Raw genomic sequence first — 20,096 nt, forward strand, 5'->3', positions numbered from 1 at the left:
ATGGCTCAGCGCGCCGCGTCCGCCGGAGCCGCACCGGTGGGACCGGTACCCTCCTCGGCGACCGCGGTCGTCCCGGCACCCTCGGACGTTCCGGACCCGCCGGCCGGGATGCCCCGTCGGGCATCCAGACGCAGACCGATGGCGGTGGCGACCGCGCCCAGCCCCTCCCACGCCGCCACCCCGAAGAACCGGTCGGGAGCGATGTCGGCCAGCACCGCGATAGTGAACACGGTGAACGTGACCAGCCGGAAGACCACTGTGAAGCGGAAGAACACCCGCCACTCGGTCACCGTGGCGAGCAGGTAGTAGACGCCCATGTTGAACGCCGCCATCGACGACGCCAGCAGGAACGTCCCGGTGTGGTCACCGACGGCCCGCGTCGCCGGCACCTCGAACCCGAGCATGCGCAGCTGTGCCTCCGGCCAGAGCAGCCCGACCGCGCCCATCACCAGCGCCAGCACGCCGAAGACCGCGATGGTCCAGCCCGCGATGGATCGCGGCAGCTTCATGAAGGGCCTCCCCAGGCACGGCGACGGTCACCACTGTGGACCCGTACGCGGTGGTGACACGCTAGCCCCTCACCCCGGGCACCACATCCCCAGAACCGGCAGAACCTGCACCCTCCCCGGGACGGTTCAGACCACTGCGGCCAGGCGGGCGTGGAGGGCGTCCGCCGCGGCCCGCTCACTGCGCTGCTCGGTCGCGTACGCCAGGCGGACCGCCTCCTGCGCACAGGACAGCGCCTCCGCCGGGCGTCCGCAGGCGGCCAACGCCTCGGCCAGCACACTCGCCGCGATCACCTGGCTGCGCACGTCCTCGGCGGGTGCGCCGACCGCTCGGCGGGCCCAGTCCAACGCCTGCTCCCGCTGACCGTGCGCGAGCAGCGCCGCAGCGTACTGGGCCATCGTCTGGCGGCGGGAGAAGAGCAGCGAGGGTGCGTTGGCGGCGGCAGTGGCCACCGGAGCGAGCAGTCCCACAGCGGTCGCCGAGTCGCCGGCGGCGAGCCGGGCCGTCGCCAGCAGCACCCGGGGCGCCACCTGCGCCGGGGCCTGCGGGTTGTGCGGCTCCACGGCGGTCAGCACCGCCCGGGCCACCTGCTCGGCCGTCTCGCAGTCGCCCATGTCCAACGCGACGAAGCCCCGCAGCGTCCCGGCCATCCCGGTGAGCAGCGGGTGCGAGGTGCGCTCCGCGTACGCCAGGGCGTCGGTGAGCAGGTCGGCCGCGTGCTCCGGCTCGCCCAGCCCGCGCGCCACCACCGCCCGCACCACCAGGGCGAAACCTCGGCCCCAGTCGTCGGAGGCGGCAGCGAACTCCCGGTACGCCCGCCGGGCCTCCCGGTCCGCCTCGGCCAGATCGCCCAGCTCGGCGGTGGCGAACGCCGCCACCGCGCGCAACGTCCCCACCGCCCACGCCTCGCCGACCCGCTCACCGAACGGCAGGAACACCTGCGCCATCCGACACGCCTCGCGCAGTCGACCGGCGAGCAGCCGGGCGAACGCCGTGGTGCCGCGCAACCAGGCCCGCCCGTACGGATCCTTCAGCTCGGCGAAGAGCCGGGCCGCCCGGCCGAGCACCGCGTCGGTGCCGGCGAAGTCACCCCGGGTGGTGGTCACCCAGGCCAGGTTCTGCAGGGACCACGCCTGCCCGCGCCTGTCCTGGACGCCCAGGCTCACCTGGTACGCGGCCGCCAACCGACTGCTCGCCTGACTCAACCGCCCGGCCACGAAGTCGGCCATGCCGAGCCGGCGCATGGCCGTGGCGCGCTGGGTGGGCAGCTGACCCTCCGTGGCCACCTGCAACGCCTCCTGCCAGGCGGTCACCGCCCGGCCCTGGTCCCCGAGGGTCTCCTGGGCCTGCCCCGCCAGCAGCAGGGCGCTGACCCGGGTGGCCTCGTCCCGCGCGTTCGCGGCGATCTTCTCGGCGTACGCCAACGCGTCGGAGACCCGGCCGACCTGGAGCAACGCCCGGGCGTGCACCACCTGGTCGGCGGCCGGCACCCCGTCGCGGGCCAGTTCGGTGGCGCGCTCGGCGTACTCGACGGCCATTGCCGGCTCACCGGCGGACAGCGACCGGCGCGCGGCCCGGCCGAGCGCGGCGACGCCGAGCGGAACCACCGCCCGGGCCGGCGCGTCCGGACGCAGCTTCACCGCGTCGGCGAGCGTGGCGGCCCGCTCGACGTGCATCGCCACGAAGTCGTCCCGGGCCTCGTCGGTGAACCCGCCCACCGTGCTCGGCGTGGCATCGTCCACCGGTGCCGCCCAGCGGGCCAGCGCGGCGTGCCGCTCAGCCAACTCGGCCTTGCTCACCCCGGCGTACGCGGCCTCCCGCATGAGCGGCGTCGCGAACGAGTAGCCGGCACGCGAGCGGTGCAGCATCCGGCGTTGCAGCAACTCCTCGACCGCCCGGTCGAGTTCGACCGCGACCACCGCCGACGGCCGGCCGTCGCGACCGGCCCGCTGCTCGCGCATCGCCTCCAGCGCGCCGGTCGGCACCGTGTCACCGGTGACCGCCGCGTCGCGCAGCACCGACCGGGCGTCCGGCGGCAGCGCGTCGATCCGGGCCGCCAGCACGGCGGCGAGGTCGCGGGAGAGCAGCCGGCTGCCCAGCGAACCCGGCACCAACCGCCAACTGGCCGTCCCGCTCTGCTCCCGATCACCGGAACCGGACCGCTCCACGGCGACGCCGCGGACGGACGCGGCACCGGCACCGCGCACCGACTCGGTGGTGAGCGCACCCCGCTCGATCAGCAGGGTGACCAGTTCGGCCAGGTAGAACGGGTTGCCCTGGGCGGTGGCGAGCAACCGGTCGGCGTCGGCCTGGGGCAGCTTGCCGCCGCCGAGGTAACTCGTCAGCAGCCGGGCCGCGTCGGCGCCGCGCAGCGGCGGCAACGAGTGCACCTCGGCGTCCGCGACCCGGGTCAGCGCTCCGGCGGTACGCACCAGTTCGGGGCGGCCGAGCAGCAGCACCAGCACCGGGCCGGTGAGCCTGGACAGCGTCAACCCGAGGGCCCTGATCGTCTCTGCGGTGGCATCGTGCAGGTCGTCCACCACGATCACCAGCGGGGCCTCCGAGGCGAGCCCGCTGAGCAGGTCGGCGACCGAGTTCGGCACCACTTCGGCATCCGCGGCCGGGGTGCCCGACCCGCCCCACTCGCCGCTGTCGGTGCCGCCGTGCGCCGGGAGTTCGGCATAGCCGAGCAGGGCGAGCAGCTGCTCGGTGGCGATCGGCGCGGTCTCCGCACCGGATCGGGCGAGCCGCTGCCCGAGCCGACGCAGCCGCTCCTCCACCGCCGGGCGGGTCAGTGCGGTGGACGCGTCGCTGGGCAGGCCGACAGCGGCCCGCACCAGGTCGGCGAGGGGCGCGAGCCGTCGCCGCTCGCCGAACGCGGCACAGCGCACCGAGAGCACCCGGGCCCCGGTGTGCGCCGCGTACCGGCCGGCACCGACGTCGTACCCGGCGGCGAGGCGCTCCACCTCGGCGGCGAACCGGGACTTGCCGATACCCGCCTCGGCGGTCATCAGCAGCACCCGTGGGTCGCCCTGGTCGATCACCTCGGCGAGCCGGCCGGCGACCCGACCGATCTCCGTCTCCCGGCCGACGTACGGCGCCTCGTCGCCGAGCCCCGAGCGGGTGCCCGGCGCGTCCAGCAGACCCAACAGCTCGTACGCCTCGACCGGTTCACGCTTGCCCTTGAGCCGCAGTGGGCGCAACGCCCGCCAGGAGGAGACGTGCCTGGTCGCCGCGGCGGTCCGCCCGCCGGCGTAGACGGCTCCGACCGCGGCGGCGTCGGCGAGCCGGGCCGCGGTGTTCACCGTGTCGCCGATGACCGTGTACTCGATGGCGGCCTGGATGCCCGCGATGACGTCGCCGGTGTTCAACCCGACCCGCAGCCCGAGCGGCGCGCCGCCGCCCCGCTCGTCGTCGAGCACCCGGCGGACGGCCCGCTGCATGGACAGGGCGGCCCGCACGGCGCGTTCGGCGTCGTCCTCGTGCGCCACCGGGGCGCCGAAGACCGCCATGATGCCGTCACCGGTCAGCTTGTCGACGTGCCCGCCGAAGGTCTTCACCGCACCGGCGAGGGCGGCGAGCACCCGGTCGGTGACCGCGCCGACGCGTTCCGGGTCGAGGTCCTCCGACCAGGAGGTGAACTCGGAGAGGTCGCCGAAGAGCACGGTGACCACCCGACGCTCGGCAGCCGGCAACGTGGCGGCGGCCGGCAGCGCGGCACCACAGTTGTGGCAGAACCGCGCACCGGGAACGGCAACGGTTCCACACACGGGGCAGGTCACATGTGCTCCAACCCACTGACCCCGGGCGGGGATTCCCCGGTGTCGACGCCCAGATACTCCAGCTGGGCACGGACCGACCATTCGGCCGCCCACCAGAGCGAGCGGTCCACGTCCGCGTAGACCGTCGCCACCACGTCGGCGGGAGTGTGGGCACCGGCGGCGACCGCCGCCCGGACCTGGTCGAGCCGGGCCCGACGGTGGGCGAGGTAGAAATCGGCGGCGGCGGCGCAGTCGGCCAGCGCCGGGCCGTGTCCGGGCAACGCCGGAATCCCCCGGTACGCGGACAGCAGCTCCAGGCTGGTCAGATAGTCACCGAGGTGCCCGTCCGGGTGGGCGACCACGGTGGTGCCCCGGCCGAGGATGGTGTCGCCGGTGAGCACCACCCGCTCGTCGTCGTGCTCGACCAGGAAGCAGACCGAGTCGGCGGTGTGCCCCGGCGTCGGCAGCGGACGGATGCGCAGACCGAAGTCACCGAAGCTCTCGCCCGGCCCGGTCAGCGGTTCCACGCCGATGGTGTGCGCCGGGTCGACGGCGAGGACGGGCACCGCGCCGAGCAGCTCGCTCAGCCGGGCGGCGCCCTCGGTGTGGTCGGGATGGCCGTGGGTGATCAGGATCAGCCCGACCGGACCGTGCTCGACGATCCGGGTCAGGTGCCCCTCGTCGGCCGGCCCCGGGTCGACCACGGTGGCGTACTCGGCGGCCGGGGCGCGCAGCACCCAGGTGTTGGTGCCGTCGAGGGTCATCGGCCCCGGGTTGGGGGCACGCAGCAGCGAAACCCAGCGGGGCAACTCGTCGGCAAGCGCCGCCACCGCCCCCGTCACGTGCCCGCTCATGGCTGCGATCGTACGACCCCGCCCGCCACACCCCACGATCTTGCACTGGCGGCCCCTGATTCATCCCCGTTCAGGGCTTTCGTCCGAGCAGAAAGTGCAAGATCGCGGGGCGATGGGGACGCGTCAGGCGACCTCGACGATCAGTTCGATCTCCACCGGGGCGTCGAGGGGCAGCTCGGCCACACCTACCGCACTACGCGCGTGGCGGCCGGCCTCCCCGAAGACGGTGCCGAGGAGGTCGGAGGCACCGTTGATCACGGCGGGCTGACCGGTGAAGCCGGGCGCGGAGGCCACGAACCCGGTCACCTTCACCACCTTGACCACGTTTTCCAGGCCGACCAGCGAGTCGACAGCGGCCAGCGCGTTGAGCGCACACCGCTGGGCCAGATCCTTCGCCTGCTCGGCGGAGATCCCGGCGCCGACCTTGCCGGTCCCGAGCAGCTTGCCCTCGGCCATCGGCAACTGGCCGGAAACGTACACGTGCTGCCCGGACTGCACGGCCGGGACGTAGCTGGCCACCGGCGGCACGACCTCGGGCAGTTCGAGGCCGAGTTCGGCGAGCTTCGCGTGCGGACCGTTGCTCACGCCTTCGGCCGCTTCAGGTAGGCGACCAGCTGGTCCGGGTTCGGGCCGGGGACCACGGCGACGAGCTCCCACCCGTCCTCGCCCCAGTTGTCGAGGATCTGCTTGGTCGCGTGGACCAGCAGCGGGACCGTGGAGTATTCCCACTTCTGCATCGCTGAAGGGCTCCCTCTCGGTGCGGAATTGTTCGAGGGACAGCCTACGGTCCGCTGGCGGGACGGGGTACGGGACGCTGCTCCGACGTGGCCGGCAGTTCCCCGCAGCGCCCTTCGTGCTCGTACCCCTGGGGGCAGCGGGACCGGTCCGGCAGCAGCAGGTCGCAGAAGACCCGGTGCCGGTTGTTCTGATCGTCGGCATTGGACACGGTGGTCTCGCCGGCGTCCAGCTCGGGCAGGAACCCCAGGGACACCGCGACCCGTCCGGCCAGCACCGTCGCCGCCGCCAGGTTCGGCACCCGGATCGGCAGATGGATGACGAAGCCCGGCTCGTCGTCGTCGCGGATCCGCTCGACGGGCTGGCTCGGCACCCGGGCCGCCTCCGCCTGCTCCGGCGTCCGGCGGTACGACCGTTCGTTGATCGGCTGGTTGGTGACCTGCCCGCCGGCCTCGGCCACGGTCCCCGGCCGGCGGGGCCGGTCGTTCGTCGGGAAGTGGGTACGAGGAACGTTGTCCGCGTCGCGCATGCACTGCCTCCGGTCGTACCTCTCGGACCATGCTTCCGGCCCGGCCCCATTCGTCCGTTCCGGCCCCCGCACCGGGGACGAAGGTAGGTCTGTGGCCCCAGTCCCGCCAACAGGACGCGCACAAGAGGTCACCAACAGTCACATATGCGACACACCGCAGGTCGGGGGCCCGACACCGGAACCGACCCGGGTACCGCTCACCGGATCGCTGGACCTCCCGGGCAGGCAGGGGCGACACCGAGGGGGTCATCGACCGCTACCCTTCCGGTCGGACGGTCGCGCAGCGCCCGGACGCCCGCTCGATCACGCTCGGCGCCAGGGGTGGCGGCGGGCGCCGCACCCCTGGGGGAAAGACATGACCCACCCGCCCAGCGGCGACCAGGCCGGCCCACCCGTCCACCCGCCGGCGCACCCGGATCAGCCCGGCGCGCCGGGTGTCCCCAGCCAGTCCACCCCCACCCCGCCGCCGGGGCAGCCCACTCTCCCCGCGCCCCCCGCCCGGGCGGCGCTGCCCGCCGCCCCCACCTCGGCCGCCGCGCCGACGTCGGGCACCCCGAACCCCTCGCCGATCCCCCCGGCCCCGCCGGCCTACCCGCCCTACCCGGGCACGGCCGAGCCGAAGAAGAAGCGCGGCCTGCTGATCGCGGCCATCGCACTCGTTGTGATCATGGTGCTGTGCGTGGGCGGCGGCGTGGTGGCCTTCCTGACCCTGCGCAATGCCGAGACCGGCGAGGGCGCCAAGGAGCCGGCGGTCGCCGTCGACGAGTTCCTCACCGCGATCTACAAGGACCGCGACGCGACAAAGGCCGCCAGTCGCGTCTGCGCCGCGGCCCGCGACGACGACAAGATCGCCGCGAAGGTCGCCGAGGTGGACAAGTACGCCTCCGCGTACCAGAACCCGCGCTTCCGGTGGACCACCCCGAAGGTGGACAACCAGACCGGGGAACGGGCCACCGTCTCCACCCGGCTCACCATGACCACCGCCGACGAGAAGGTGGCCGACCAGGAACTGCGCTTCACTGTGGTGCAGAAGACGGGTTGGTGGGTCTGCGAGGTCGCGTGACCCCGATGCCTGGATAGGCTCGACGGGTGTGTGCAGCTGAGCGCCCGATCGACCCGGCCGGTGCCGGATGGCCTGCCCGTCTCCACGTGGTGACCGGCAAGGGCGGCACCGGTAAGACCAGCGTGGCGGCGGCGCTGGCCCTCGCGCTCGCCGCCGGGGGTCGGCGCACCCTGCTGGTCGAGGTCGAGGGGCGGCAGGGCATCGCGCAGCTGTTCGGCATCGACCCTCTGCCCTACGAGGAGCGGCACCTCGCCGACGCGCCGGACGGCGGTGAGGTGCGGGCGCTCGCGGTGGACGCCGAGGAGGCGCTGCTCGAGTACCTGGACATGTTCTACAAGCTGGGCGCGGCCGGCCGGGCACTGCGCAAGCTCGGTGCCATCGACTTCGCCACCACCATCGCGCCCGGCCTGCGCGACGTCCTGCTCACCGGCAAGGTGAAGGAGGCCACCACCCGCACCAACGGGCAGCGGCGCGCGTACGACGCGGTGGTGCTGGACGCCCCGCCGACCGGGCGGATCGGCCGGTTCCTCAACGTGACGGCGGAGACCGCCCGGCTGGCCAAGGTGGGCCCGATCAAGACCCAGAGCGAGGGGGTGGCCGCGTTGCTGCGGTCCCCGATGACCGCTGTGCACGTGGTCACGCTGCTGGAGGAGATGCCGATCCAGGAGACCGTCGACGCGATCGCCGACCTGACCGCGCTCGGCTTCGGCGTCGGGAAGGTGCTCGTCAACGGCGTCCGACCCCCGCTGCCCGCCGGGCAGGCGGTCACCGCTGCGGAGTTGCGGCGCGGACTGGTCGCCGCCGGGCTCCCGGCCGATCGGGACATCGTGGCCGGGCTGCACGACGAGGCACGTGACCAGGTCATCCGGCGCGAACTGGAGGATTCGCTCCGCGCCGACCTGGTGGAGTTGGGGCTGCCGATGATCGAGCTGCCGTTGCTGCCCGACGGGGTGGACCGGGCGGGGCTGGCGACGCTGGCCCAGGCGCTCGTCCGCGCCGAATGACTCACACCTGAGCGCAGCACGGGCGCGCGGGCCCACCGGCCCGATACGCTCGATTGGTGCCTTCCGAAGACGCGGCGCCGCAGCTGGACGTCGACCAGATCCTCGCCGATCCGGGCGTGCGGATCGTCGTGTGCTGCGGTGCCGGCGGAGTGGGAAAGACGACCACGGCCGCGGCGCTGGCGCTGCGGGCCGCCGAGCACCACGGCCGACGCACCGTGGTGCTCACCATCGACCCGGCCCGCCGGCTGGCCCAGTCGCTGGGCCTGACCGAGCTGGACAACACCCCTCGCCAGGTCAAGGGGATCGACGTCGAGGGCAGCGGCGGCGAGTTGCACGCCATGATGCTGGACATGAAGCGCACCTTCGACGACGTGGTGTTGCAGCACACCGACCCGGCGAAGGCCGCGGAGATCTTCGCGAACCCGTTCTACCAGGCGATGAGCTCGACCTTCGCCGGCACTCAGGAATACATGGCGATGGAGAAGCTGGGTCAGCTGCACGCCCGGGGCGAATGGGACCTGATCGTGGTGGACACGCCACCGTCCCGTTCGGCACTTGACTTCCTGGACGCGCCGGCCCGACTCTCCCGTTTCCTCGACGGCCGGATGCTGCGACTGCTGCTGGCCCCGGCGCGAAGCGGCGGCCGGAGCATGTTCAGCCTGGTCACCGCCTCGTTCGGGATGTTCTCGAAGGTGGTGCAGAAGGTGCTCGGCGCGCAGCTGCTCACCGACCTGTCCGGCTTCGTGGCGGCGCTGGATTCGATGTTCGGCGGTTTCCGGCAGCGCGCCGAGCAGACGTACCGCATCCTGCAGGCGCGGGAGACGGCCTTTCTCCTGGTCGCGACGCCGGAGCCGGACGCGGTCCGGGAAGCCGCCTACTTCGCGGGCCGGCTGCGCGAGGAGCAGATGCCACTGGCCGGCCTGGTGCTCAACCGGGTGCACCGCCCGGCGGTCCCGGAGCTGGACGCCGAGCAGAGCCGGGTCGCCGCCGAGCGGCTGACCGAGCTGGGTGGGCACGAGGCCACCGCCGACGTGCTGCGGGCGCACGCGGCGCTGGCGCGCCAGGCGGTACGCGAGCAGCAGGTCGCCGCACGCTTCACCGAGGCGTTCCCGGCCGTGCCGGCGGTTTCGGTTACGGCGCAGCCCGCCGACGTGCACGACGTCGACGGGCTACGGACGATCGGCGCGGCGATCAGCCGGCCGTGACCGGCGTCAGTTGGCCGCGCTGACGAGAATCTTGTCCTTGCCGGCCTTGTCCTTGCTGTTCTTCTTCATCGCGGCCTCGAACATCTTGCGCCAGCTCGTCACCTGCGGGTGACGACGCAGCAGCGCCCGCCGTTCGCGTTCGGTCATGCCGCCCCACACACCGAACTCGATCCGGTTGTCCAGCGCGTCGGCCAGGCACTCGTACCGAACTGGGCAGCTCCGGCAGATCCGCTTCGCCACGTTCTGTTCGGCGCCCTGTACGAACAACGCGTCCGGGTCCCCGTTCTGACATGCCGCCAGTGACGGCCAGTCAGTGATCATGCCCATGTGTACACGTCCCCCCTTGCAGTACCTACCGACCTCGTCGATGCACGTCAGCCGGCAATTCCCCCCGATCGCCCGGCCCGCCTTCCCCAAGGCGGCGCGGACGACATGTGGCGCTGTCGCCGCCCCCATCATGCTCTGTAGTCGACCGATTACGCAACGTTGTCGACGAAATCCATCATTCCGGACACTCCCGGCTTCCCGGGCCTTCGACCGCCGGTTACCCCGCCGAGGTCAGCGATAACGCTGCGCCGCCTCACTGAATCGGAGGAGACTCACGCCAGGTCACACGCAACCAAGCACCGGGGGTCGTGCGTTTAGCACAACGAGGGCAGCGCGCGCAGGAAATGGGGAAAGAACGCCCCAGCGCCCCTCGTTCCCTACTCGCGTACCCTGTCGAGGTGACCTGGATGCGGAAACGTGACCACAATGTGCTGACCAACGCCGCATCGCTACTCGTGTGTGGCCTGCTGGCCGGCGTGGTGGTCGCCGCGGCGGCCTTCCCCGCGGTAGCGATGTCCGGCCTGGCCGCGAAGGCCGGCGCCGAGACATTCGGTGCCCTGCCCACGGAGCTGACGGTGGCCCGCGCGCCACAGATCAGCTACCTGATGGCCTCGGACGGCAAGACCCCGCTCGCGACGATGTACGACGAGAACCGGCGGGACGTGAAGCTCCCAGACATCTCGCCGGCAATGCAGAAGGCCATCATCGCGGCCGAGGACCACGACTTCTACAAGCACAACGGCGTCGACATCAACGGTGTCGCCCGCGCGTTCGTGAACAACCAGAGCGAGGGCGCCGGTCGGCAGGGCGCATCGACGCTGACCATGCAGTACGTCCGGCTGGCCATCGCCTACTCGGCCACCCACCCGGCGGACGTCGTCGCGGCGACCGAGGACACCAGCGCCCGCAAGCTCCGCGAGATGCGGCTGGCTCTCCAGGTCGACAAGGAATTCTCCAAGGACGAGATCCTCACCCGCTACCTCAACCTCGCCTCGTTCGGCAACGGCGCGTACGGCATCTACGCCGCCAGCCAGGTCTACTTCGGCAAGCCGCCGAGCAAGCTGAAGATCGAGGAAGCGGCCCTGCTGGCCGGCATGGTCAAGGCGCCGACGACGAACGACCCGACCACCGAGGCCGGCTACCCGCTCGCACTGGAGCGGCGTAACTACGTCATCCAGAACATGGTCGACATCAAGGCCATCACCCAGCAGGAGGCGGACGCCGCCAAGGCGACCAAGCTGGTCGTGAAGGACAAGCGCACCCCGAACGGCTGCGTCGCCGCCAACGTCAACGAGTGGGGCTTCTTCTGCGACTACTTCTACCGCTGGTGGATGGATCAGGAGACGTTCGGCTCGACCACGTACGACCGGGAGCGTCGGCTCAAGAGCGGCGGCTACACCGTCGTGACCTCGCTCGACGTCCAGGCGCAGCGCGGTGCGGACAAGGCCGTCCGTAAGGCCAAGAGCGTGAACAGCAAGGAAGCGGCAATGGTCGCGGTGGTCGAGCCGGGCAGCGGCCGGGTGCGGGCCCTCGCGGTCAACCGGCAGTTCAAGCTCGACGACCCGAAGAACCCGAAGAACAAGCTCTCCAGCGACCCGGCCAAAAGCAGGAAGGGCATCCGGGGCAACTACCCGGCGACAGTGAACCCGCTGCTCACCGGCGGCAACGGCATCACCGGTTACCAGGCCGGCTCGACCTTCAAGATCTTCAGCATCCTGGCCGCGCTGGAGAAGGGCATTCCGCTCAGCTACACGATCAACGCGCCCCAGCAGTTCAAGTCGGAATACATCATCGACAGCAGCAGCCCGGCTGCCTGCAAGGGCACCCACTTCTACTGCCCGACCAACTCCGGCCTGAAGGCCGGCGGCGTGCAGAACATGTGGAGCGCCTTCAGCGCGTCGATCAACACGTACTTCGTCCCGCTGCAACAGCAGGTCGGCGCGGAGAACGTGGTCGACGCCGCCCGGCGGGCCGGCATCCAGTTCCGGGCGAGCAACGACGCCAAGTTCGCCGCGACCAAGGATGCCGCCCACCAGTGGGGCGCGTTCACCCTCGGTGTCTCCTCCACCACGCCGCTCGACCTGGCCAACGCGTACGCCACCCTCGCGGCGGACGGGAAGTACTGCGAGCCGATCCCGGTGCAGGAAATCCGCGACCCGGAGGGCAACAAGCTGGACATCGCCAACCCGCGCTGTGAGAAGCGGTTCAGCACCGAGGTGGCCCGGGCCGCCGTGGACGCCGCCCGCTGCCCGGTCGGTGACAACTCCAGCACCAGCAAGTGCGGTGGCAGCCGTACGGCCCGCGTGGTGAAGGGCATCGTCGACGCGCCAGTGGCCGGCAAGTCCGGCACCACCGACTCGGAGAAGACGGCCGCCCTGGTCGCCATGACCAAGCAGTACTCGGTGGCCGGCATCATGGCCGACCCGGACTGGCCGCAGACGAACGTCAAGATGAAGCACGCCGAGAAGGACGGCATCAACCCACCGGTGTACGAGACCCTGCGCGATGCCATGAAGGGCAAGGACCGGGTCCAGTTCACACCACCCGGCCAGAAGATCTCCGAGGGTGACCAGCGCAGCATCCCCGACGTGAAGTGCGTGTCGGTGGAGCAGGCGAAGTCCCGACTCAAGGGCGCCGGCTTCGAGCCGGTCGTCTCCAGCGCCAAGGTGCCGTCCTCCTGCAAGGCGGGCGACGCGGCCGGCACCAGCCCGGACGGACGCACGATCAAGGGTGGTGTGGTCACCATCCAGGTCAGCAGCGGCGGCGGCACGCCGGGCAACACCGACGGCACTCCGGGCAACCCGCCCGGCAACCAGCCAGGTAGACCCGGCAACGGCCGCCCCAACGGCTGAGCCGACGGGTAGGACACGACGGGCGGGCACCCTCCTCGGGTGCCCGCCCGTTTCGTCTGCCCGGACCAGCTGGCGGCCACGACCACAGTCGTGCCGCGCCACCGACCCGGTGAGTCAGAGACCGAGCTGTCGGCGTACCTCGGCGGCCACCCGGCCACCCTCGGCCTGGCCCGCCACAGCGGCCTGGGCCGCCTTCATCGCCGGGCCCATCTGGGCCTTGCCGGTGAAGCCGCCCGCGGCGAGCGCCCCCGACACCAGCTCGGTCAACTCGGCGTCCGAGAGCTGCTTGGGCAGGTAGCGGTCCAACACCTCGCCCTCGGCGCTCTCCTTCGCGGCCTGCTCGGCGCGGCCGGCGTCGGCGAAGGCGGTGGCCGCCTCCCGACGCTTCTTGGCTTCCTTGGTCAACACCGCGAGCACCTCGTCATCGGTGAGCTCGCGCTTGGCCTTGCCGGCGACCTCGGCGGTGCCGACGGCGGCCAGGGCCATCCGCAGCGTGGAGGTGGTCAGCTCGTCGCGCGCCTTGAGCGCGGAACGCATGTCGGCGGTGAGGCGGTCCTTCAGCGTGCTCATGGACGGTCAAACTACCCTGAACGCCATGCGAAAGCGCACACTATTCCGGCTCGCCGCCGGAACCGCCACGATCGGCGCGGCCACCCTCGCGTACGCGTCGCTCATCGAGCGCAACATGTTCACACTGCGGCGGTACGACGTGCCGGTGCTCCCGACCGACGCGGAGCCGCTACGTGTGCTGCACCTGTCGGACCTGCACATGATGCCCGACCAGGCGCGCAAGCAGCGCTGGGTGGCGTCGCTGGCCGCCCTCGACCCCGACCTGGTGGTGGTGACCGGCGACAACATGGCGCACCCGGGCGCGGTGCCCGGGGTGCTACGGGCCCTGCAACCGCTGCTGGACTACCCGGGCGCGTTCGTGTTCGGCTCCAACGACTACACCGGGCCGGTGTTGAAGAACCCCTTCACCTACTTCCTGCCCGACCGGGAGTACACCGAGGGCGTGGAGCTTCCCTACGAGGAGCTGCGTCAGGTCTTCACCGGCGCCGGCTGGGCGGACCTGAACAACGCGCGGACGAGCCTCAAGGCCGGCGGCCGGGAGCTGGACCTCGTCGGCGTCGACGACCCCCACATCGACCGGGACGACTACCCGTCCGTGTCGGGCCGGGTGGCGTCCTCCGCCGACCTATCCATCGCCGTGACGCACTCCCCCGAGCCACGGGTGCTCGACCAGATGGCGGCGGACGGATTCAGCCTCCTGCTGGCCGGGCACACCCACGGTGGTCAGGTGTGCGTACCGGGCTTCGGGGCCCTGGTGACCAACTGCGGCCTGCCGCGCTCGATGGCGCAAGGGCTGCACCGGTGGCCCGGCTCGGACTCCTGGCTGCACGTCTCCGCCGGTCTCGGCACCCACCCGACCGCCCCGGTCCGCTTCGCCTGCCCCCCGGAGGCCAGCATCCTCACCCTCATCCCCCGCTGACCCCTCTCGCGCCACCCGTCGCGGCGAGACCAGGCAGCGGTCGTTGATCGACTCGGGTTCCTGAAAGTTGGGGTGTCCTGGTCACGTCGACAGCCCGGCTTCCTGGAACCCGAGTCGATCAACGAACCAGCCCGGCCGGCGATCGCGCTGACGGGTCCGGTCGGCGGGGGTACCGAGTTTGACCATCGGGGCGGGTGGGCTACTATTTGTCGGCACGCCTCGGGGTGTGGCGCAGCTTGGTAGCGCGCTTCGTTCGGGACGAAGAGGTCGTCGGTTCGAATCCGGCCACCCCGACCAGAGGTAAGAGGGCACATCCGATCACGGATGTGCCCTCTGGCGTTTGTTGACCATGCACGGCCCAGCGCTGTGGCGATGCTGCCCAGCTGCGGCCATCCGGGGCACGTTGAACGCGCCCGCTGCCGCCTTCAACCTTTTGACCCTCGGCGGGGTCGTGACAGGTAACCAATCGAGGCGGGGGCTTATGGCAGCTGACGACGAGCATTTCCGAGAGTTCGTCGACACGCGCTACATGGATCTCTTGCGCGTGGCGTACCACCTCACCGGGTCGGCACAGGATGCGGAGGATCTGGTGCAGGCGGCGCTGGTGAAGGTGATGCGTCGGTGGCGGCGGGTCGAAGATCCGATGGCCTACCTGCGGCGCGTCATGATCAATCAGCACATCAGTAGTTGGCGCCGCTACCGGGTGCACGAGTTGGTGACGACGATTCTGCCGGAGCGGTCCACCCGGGACATGACGGATGCGGTGGCGGAGCGGCACGCCCTGTACGCGGCGATGCGGGCACTGACGCCGCGCACCCGGGCCGTGATCGTGCTGCGGTACGTGGTCGATCTGCCGGAGGCGGAGGTCGCCGCCACCCTGGGCTGCTCGGTCGGGTCAGTCAAGAGCCGTGCGTCGAGGGGCCTGGCTCGCCTGCGGCTGGCACTGGCAGCGGACGCGCCGCCGTCGACACCGGCATCAACGGCAGCTCAGCCGGCACCGGACGGCACAACGAGGATGACGGGGGCAACGCCATGACTGTCGACGAGGAGCTGGGCCGGGCCCTGGCCGAGCTGAGCAGCACGCTGACCCCGCAGCCGGATCCGTACGGTCGAGTCCTGGCGCGTTATCGACGGAGGCGGCAGCGACGCCTCGGCGGGCTGGCCCTGGCCCTCGTGGTCTCGGTGGGTGGCACAGCCTTCGCCGTGGCCGGCCCGGCCCGGACCACGCAGCCACCACCAGCGAACTCGAACGAGTCCATCGCACCCGTACTGGCCTGGTCGGACAAACTGCTTCAGTCGCCGCCACGCGGTGCGGTCGCCCGGGACACCAGCTATGTCCGCCAGCTTTCCGACCTTCTGTTGGACGCCCAGCGCCGAGGAGACTTTCCCAACCTGACGGTGCCGGTCAACGCGGTGAAGGTCCTCTTCATCGAAGACGTCAACGACCAACGGATCGCGCTCGCCGCCTTCGTCCGTGCCCAGCCCGATCCGGTCACCGGCTGGCCCAGCGCCGCAGTGTGGCTCGTCGCCGAGAAGGGCGCCAGCGCCGAGAAGCTGGCCAGCACCGGCTCTGTTCGGGGTACGAGCGACGCTCTGGAACCCTACGAGAGCCTTGCCGTGGACGACCCGTCCGGTCCGGGAAAGGCGATACACGTGGCGATCGCACCCGCCGGCTGCGCCTTCCTCACCTCACCGGTGCTCAACGGCAACGCGTTCCAGTGGGCCTCGGAGCCGACCGGTTCCTACCTGATCCGCACGCCGCAGACCCAGCGACCCGAGTGGTGGCGGGTCAACTGCGGCGCGGTGACGCGCAAGATAACTCCCGGGCCAGGCTCACTGGCGGCCAAGCCGATCACCGACGCCCAGCTCGCGACCGCGATGTCCCGGGTACGGGGAGATGTCACGGCGCAGCGGGCCCGAGAGCTGGTGTACCAGTCGGCCCAGTCGGCGGGCTACCGCCTGACCGCCCTGCCGAGCGTGGTGTGGGGCGGGCACGTTGCCGGCATCCCGACCGGCGGATCACCAACCGCCGGCGAGCCGTCGGTGACGAACGGCCAGGTGACCGTCCTGGCTGCTCCCGCAGTCGACGGCAGCTGGGTCGGCGAGGTGACGATCGAGCCCGATCAACCACGGTCCGACAGCGTCATCAGCACCGGCACCTCGTTCACCGTGCCGACGGATCCGACCGATCCCGCAAGCGTGCTGGCCGTGCCGATCGACGGCGACGCGGCCGGTAGCGGGGACCAGCAGTTCCTGCTGGTGGTGACCCCGGTTGCGGCCACCACTGTGCGCGTCCTACGGGACGGGCAAGAGGTGGCGAGGGCCCCGGCCAGCGGCTCCGGGGCGGCGTTGACAGTGCCCCGACCCACCGCGGGTCTCGTGGTGACGGCGCTCGACGGCTCCGGCAGGACACTCGCCAGCGCGCAGGTGTCTGACGAGGGTGCGCAGGGGACACCGGAGACGGATGCCTGGAACCAGGAATGACCGCGAGGAAGTGGCCCGGTCCGAACGACCGGGCCACATCCGGGTACGCCGTCAGTCCGTCTTCCGCTTCACGTGAGGCAGGTCTGCGCCGGGTACGGGAGCCTGGTCACTCGACCACGATCCTGGTGCGTCGGCGTCGGGCAAGCCCCACGACAGTGGCGCCAACGACGAGCAGCAGCAGGCCACCAACAGTCAGAGCGGTCACCGGGGTGCCGGTCACCGGAAGCCCCCCACCGGATTCGCTGCCCCCACCGGCACCGCCGCCGGGGGAAGAGGTGCCGGTTGGCTGGACCGTGCCATCACCATCCGGGGACTGTCGCGTGGGCGTGGGCGTAGGCGTGGGTTGGGCGGCCGACGGGCTCGGAGTCGGTGTCGCTCCAGCCGTCACGGTGACGTCGAGCGACTGGTCCTCATACGGGTGGTCACCGGACCAGACCCACTGGGTGATGGGCACGGTCGGGGTGATCTTCCAGCTGCCATCCCTGTTGCGGCCCACATTGCGGTAGGACGTGTTCGCGGGCATGTAGTAAAGGCCGACCGGGTAGGTCCCCGCCTTGGCCGTCGGCGGTGCCGTGACCCGGAATGGGTTGCTGGCCCCCCACGTCTCGGACGTCTGCCCGGGGGTGATCACCTCGGGGAGGTAGCAGAGCAGCTCGACGTCTCCGGTGCACGTCGCGCCCGTCGGGCCCGTCAGCGTCAACGGCGATTTGCCATAGGTCTGGATGGTCACGAAGGCCCCCTCGGCGTCGTAGTTGCCGAGGACGCTGAGGGGCACCGGAAGCTCTGCGGATTGCCCCGGAGCCAAGGTGATGTCGGCAATCTGGGGTGCCGACATGAACGTCCGGTACTCGACGTCGGCTCTGGCCGGGGCTGCGACAGCTAGCGGAACGCACATGGCCATAAGGGAGGCCAGACCGAACCGTGCCACCGCTGTACTTCGTTGCATGAACTGTTCCTTCGGGGTGCCTGAAGGGCGATGACCGTACAGGGGGGGTGAGCAAGACCTACGAAGCTAGCGAATGACCAGCAACCTCGTTGTCCCACAAGCCGGAATCCGGATCAGTTCAACCAAACGAACGATGTCCCTCCCGGCTTTCCCCCGGTCCGGGCCACGTTCGTTGAGCTGTCCGCCGTCCCGTCCCCGCGTGACGATCCCGAATGTGCCAGCGCTGTACGAGCGGCTGCCCGTACAAGCCCTCGGGGGATCTGGAGATGCGTATGTTGTCGCAACTGCGGTTGCTGAATCGTGGCGTGCTGGCCTTACTGACGGCCCTGCTGGTGTTGGTTGCGTCCGGTACACCGGCGTTCGCGGCGGCCCTGCCGCCGCCCGCTCCGGTCAGCGCGAAACTGGTGTCCGAGACCCAGGTCGAGGTGAGCTGGCCGGCGGTGGCGGGCGCCAGCAGCTACGAGGTACGGCGTGGGACCGTCTCGGGTGGCCCGTACACGACGGTGGGTACCGTCACCGGGACGTCGTACCTGGACGGAACCGTCGCCGCCGAGACCACGTACTACTACGTGGTGCGGTCCCGATCCGGCAAGCGGGCGTCGGGTGACTCGTCCGAGGTGTCGGTGCAGACCTCGCTGGCGAAGCCCGTTAACGTACGGGCGACCGCGGCGGAGACGAGCATGACCCTGCGGTGGAAGGCCGTGGCCGGCACCGCGCGGTACGAGATCGTCCGCCTGAGTAACGATGCCCCGGTGGAGACGGTGGTCGGCACCACGACGTCAACCGAGTACGTGGACACCGGCCTCACTGTCGCCACCCGCTACGTCTACTGGATCCGGGCGGTCGCCACGGGCGGCGCCACTGCCACGTCCGACGCCGTGCGGGTCTACACCGGACCTGCCACCACGACGACTGTCACTGTGTCGCCGGGCTCGGTGGAGCAGGGACAGCGGATCCTGCTCATCGCGAACGTGCGGTACGCCGACGGTCGGATCCCTGGCGGTGAGGTCGCGTTCATGTCCGCCGCCGGAGCTGTCGCGTTCGCCACTGTCAACGGCACCGACGGCACGGCGATCGCCATGGTCAACGGCGCCGGCTGGACTCCGACCTCGGTCTACGCCCAGTTCCAGGGCTACGACTGGCCGGCGGCCGGGGCGAGCGTGTCCGGCGACGCGGTGCCCGTGGTCACCCAGCCCTACGGCGCGGTGGCCTTCAACGGCCCCTCATGGCTGAAGCTCGGTTCCTGGGAGGAGGCGGTCGCCGCCGGCGACCTGACCGGCGATGGCCTCTCCGACGTGGTGATCACGACGACCGAGTACTTCGACGACGCCAACGACCATTCCGCTTTCCTGTTCGTGCAGGAGGCGGACAACCAGCTCGTGATGAAGCAGCAGGTGGCGATGTCCACCTCCAGCGGCGGCAGTATGTATCCGGTGATCGGCGACCTGGACGGTGACGGCGCGAACGAACTGGTCGTCGCCACCGGCGACGGTGTCGACGTGTTCCGTCGTACCGGATCGGGGCTCTCGGCGGCGGAGCACCTGTCGTTCGGCGACGACCTCATCGACCTCAGGCTCCGCGACCTCGATGGTGACGGCCGGACGGACATCGTCGCGGTGAGCGACAACGGCGTCCTGGTCCGGTACGGCGACGACAACGGCAGCTTCGCGCCGGCGGCCCTCGTCTCCGCGCACCGTGGCTTCGTTCTGGACGTGGTCGACATGACCGGGGACGGCCGGGCGGACCTGGTGGTGCAGCTCGGGCAGCTGATCCAGATCAGCGCCCAGGCGCAGCCCCGGTCGTTCGCGGCCCCCGTGGGATATCAGGCGCCCGCCGGGCATCAGCAGACGGTGGCTTCCATGGCGGTCGGCGACGTGACCGGCGACGGCAGGAAGGACGTCGTCGTCACCGTGTCCGGCAACGCGCCGAACGCCCAGGTGCAGGTGCTCACGCACGACAGCGCCGGTGTGCTCGGACGGTGGATCCGCTACCCGGTGTACGAGATGCCGGACGCCATCGCGATCGCGGACGTCAACAACGACGGTCGGGACGACGTCGCCATCACCCACGGCGGTTGGAGCGCGGCGAGTGTCCTGTTGCAGCGGCCGGACGGCTGGCTGGGCAACGAGTTCCGGGTCTCCCAGTTGCCGCCCGCCAGCTCCTTCACCCCGCGTGGCCTCGCGGTGGCCGACATCAACAACGACGGCCTGAAGGACCTGCTGATGGCCAACTACAACTACGGTCTGGTGGTCGTACCGCAGCGGCCCGCAGCCACGTCGGCGGCGTCACCGAAGGTCCAGGTGGGTCGGGCCTGAGCGACGGTGGCGACGGGCCCGCTTC

Annotated in this window: 17 protein-coding genes and 1 tRNA gene; 9 read left to right on the forward strand and 9 right to left on the reverse strand. The window is 71.2% G+C overall.

The annotated features are described in order from the left end of the window. Window positions 1-5: 5 nt before the first annotated feature. The 6 genes from AB0C03_RS10880 to AB0C03_RS10905 all read right to left on the reverse strand — a co-directional run bounded on the left by AB0C03_RS10880 (window position 6) and on the right by AB0C03_RS10905 (window position 6,386). Complete coding sequence (locus AB0C03_RS10880; protein WP_030328062.1) at window positions 6-509, reverse strand: hypothetical protein; 504 nt, start codon at window positions 507-509, stop codon at window positions 6-8. Window positions 510-635: 126 nt separating this feature from the next. Further along, window positions 636-4,289 carry an adenylate/guanylate cyclase domain-containing protein gene (locus AB0C03_RS10885; protein ID WP_357636105.1) on the reverse strand — a complete coding sequence of 1,218 codons (3,654 nt, stop codon included), beginning with the start codon at window positions 4,287-4,289 and terminating at the stop codon, window positions 636-638. Further along, the gene (locus AB0C03_RS10890; RefSeq protein ID WP_357636108.1) at window positions 4,286-5,122 is read right to left on the reverse strand and encodes an MBL fold metallo-hydrolase; all 837 of its coding nucleotides are present in this window, start codon (window positions 5,120-5,122) and stop codon (window positions 4,286-4,288) included. Before AB0C03_RS10890 ends, AB0C03_RS10885 begins: the two co-directional genes overlap by 4 nt. A gap of 123 nt (window positions 5,123-5,245) precedes the next feature. Continuing rightward, complete coding sequence (locus AB0C03_RS10895; RefSeq protein ID WP_210857580.1) at window positions 5,246-5,707, reverse strand: RidA family protein; 462 nt, start codon at window positions 5,705-5,707, stop codon at window positions 5,246-5,248. Further along, window positions 5,704-5,859 carry a Sp36 family protein gene (sp36, locus tag AB0C03_RS10900; protein WP_007466198.1) on the reverse strand — a complete coding sequence of 52 codons (156 nt, stop codon included), beginning with the start codon at window positions 5,857-5,859 and terminating at the stop codon, window positions 5,704-5,706. Before sp36 ends, AB0C03_RS10895 begins: the two co-directional genes overlap by 4 nt. Window positions 5,860-5,903: 44 nt before the next feature. Beyond that, on the reverse strand, window positions 5,904-6,386 hold the full coding sequence (locus tag AB0C03_RS10905) for a hypothetical protein (RefSeq protein WP_030328070.1): 483 nt from the start codon (window positions 6,384-6,386) through the stop codon (window positions 5,904-5,906). Between the two features lie 355 nt (window positions 6,387-6,741). On the opposite strand from AB0C03_RS10905, the gene AB0C03_RS10910 reads away from it, so the two are divergent. The 3 genes from AB0C03_RS10910 to bagB are packed head-to-tail and all read left to right on the forward strand — an operon-like array spanning window position 6,742 to window position 9,658. Beyond that, window positions 6,742-7,449, forward strand: coding sequence for an Rv0361 family membrane protein (locus tag AB0C03_RS10910; RefSeq protein ID WP_357636112.1), 708 nt, complete (start codon window positions 6,742-6,744; stop codon window positions 7,447-7,449). A 26-nt stretch (window positions 7,450-7,475) separates the two neighbouring features. After that, the gene (gene bagA, locus AB0C03_RS10915) at window positions 7,476-8,453 is read left to right on the forward strand and encodes an ATPase BagA (protein WP_210864893.1); all 978 of its coding nucleotides are present in this window, start codon (window positions 7,476-7,478) and stop codon (window positions 8,451-8,453) included. Window positions 8,454-8,506: 53 nt separating this feature from the next. After that, complete coding sequence (bagB, locus tag AB0C03_RS10920; protein WP_030328076.1) at window positions 8,507-9,658, forward strand: ArsA family ATPase; 1,152 nt, start codon at window positions 8,507-8,509, stop codon at window positions 9,656-9,658. A gap of 6 nt (window positions 9,659-9,664) precedes the next feature. Here the strand turns inward: bagB and AB0C03_RS10925 are convergent, their stop codons facing one another. Next, window positions 9,665-9,985, reverse strand: a complete 321-nt coding sequence (locus AB0C03_RS10925; RefSeq protein WP_030328078.1) for a WhiB family transcriptional regulator — start codon at window positions 9,983-9,985, stop codon at window positions 9,665-9,667. A 407-nt stretch (window positions 9,986-10,392) separates the two neighbouring features. Between AB0C03_RS10925 and AB0C03_RS10930 the strand changes: the two genes are divergently transcribed. Beyond that, window positions 10,393-12,837 carry a penicillin-binding protein gene (locus tag AB0C03_RS10930; RefSeq protein WP_036410680.1) on the forward strand — a complete coding sequence of 815 codons (2,445 nt, stop codon included), beginning with the start codon at window positions 10,393-10,395 and terminating at the stop codon, window positions 12,835-12,837. A gap of 114 nt (window positions 12,838-12,951) precedes the next feature. Here AB0C03_RS10930 and AB0C03_RS10935 read toward each other — a convergent pair whose 3' ends face one another. Beyond that, entirely contained in the window at window positions 12,952-13,407 is a 456-nt protein-coding gene (locus AB0C03_RS10935; RefSeq protein WP_030328082.1) for a GatB/YqeY domain-containing protein, read from the reverse strand. A 25-nt stretch (window positions 13,408-13,432) separates the two neighbouring features. On the opposite strand from AB0C03_RS10935, the gene AB0C03_RS10940 reads away from it, so the two are divergent. From AB0C03_RS10940 to AB0C03_RS10955, 4 genes are all read left to right on the forward strand, one after another. After that, window positions 13,433-14,326, forward strand: a complete 894-nt coding sequence (locus tag AB0C03_RS10940) for a metallophosphoesterase (RefSeq protein ID WP_357636117.1) — start codon at window positions 13,433-13,435, stop codon at window positions 14,324-14,326. 220 nt (window positions 14,327-14,546) lie between these two features. Continuing rightward, window positions 14,547-14,623 (forward strand) — tRNA-Pro (locus AB0C03_RS10945). A 106-nt stretch (window positions 14,624-14,729) separates the two neighbouring features. Beyond that, on the forward strand, window positions 14,730-15,362 hold the full coding sequence (locus AB0C03_RS10950; protein WP_357636120.1) for a SigE family RNA polymerase sigma factor: 633 nt from the start codon (window positions 14,730-14,732) through the stop codon (window positions 15,360-15,362). Then, window positions 15,359-16,810, forward strand: a complete 1,452-nt coding sequence (locus AB0C03_RS10955; RefSeq protein ID WP_357636123.1) for a hypothetical protein — start codon at window positions 15,359-15,361, stop codon at window positions 16,808-16,810. The genes AB0C03_RS10950 and AB0C03_RS10955 overlap by 4 nt, the downstream gene beginning before the upstream one ends. Window positions 16,811-16,916: 106 nt before the next feature. Here AB0C03_RS10955 and AB0C03_RS10960 read toward each other — a convergent pair whose 3' ends face one another. Continuing rightward, on the reverse strand, window positions 16,917-17,645 hold the full coding sequence (locus tag AB0C03_RS10960) for a COG1361 family protein (RefSeq protein ID WP_357636126.1): 729 nt from the start codon (window positions 17,643-17,645) through the stop codon (window positions 16,917-16,919). A 377-nt stretch (window positions 17,646-18,022) separates the two neighbouring features. Between AB0C03_RS10960 and AB0C03_RS10965 the strand changes: the two genes are divergently transcribed. Continuing rightward, the gene (locus tag AB0C03_RS10965) at window positions 18,023-20,071 is read left to right on the forward strand and encodes an FG-GAP-like repeat-containing protein (RefSeq protein WP_357636129.1); all 2,049 of its coding nucleotides are present in this window, start codon (window positions 18,023-18,025) and stop codon (window positions 20,069-20,071) included. Window positions 20,072-20,096 lie beyond the last annotated feature (25 nt).

This window comes from Micromonospora parva (assembly GCF_040649675.1).
Taxonomy (GTDB): Bacteria; Actinomycetota; Actinomycetes; order Mycobacteriales; family Micromonosporaceae; genus Micromonospora; species Micromonospora parva.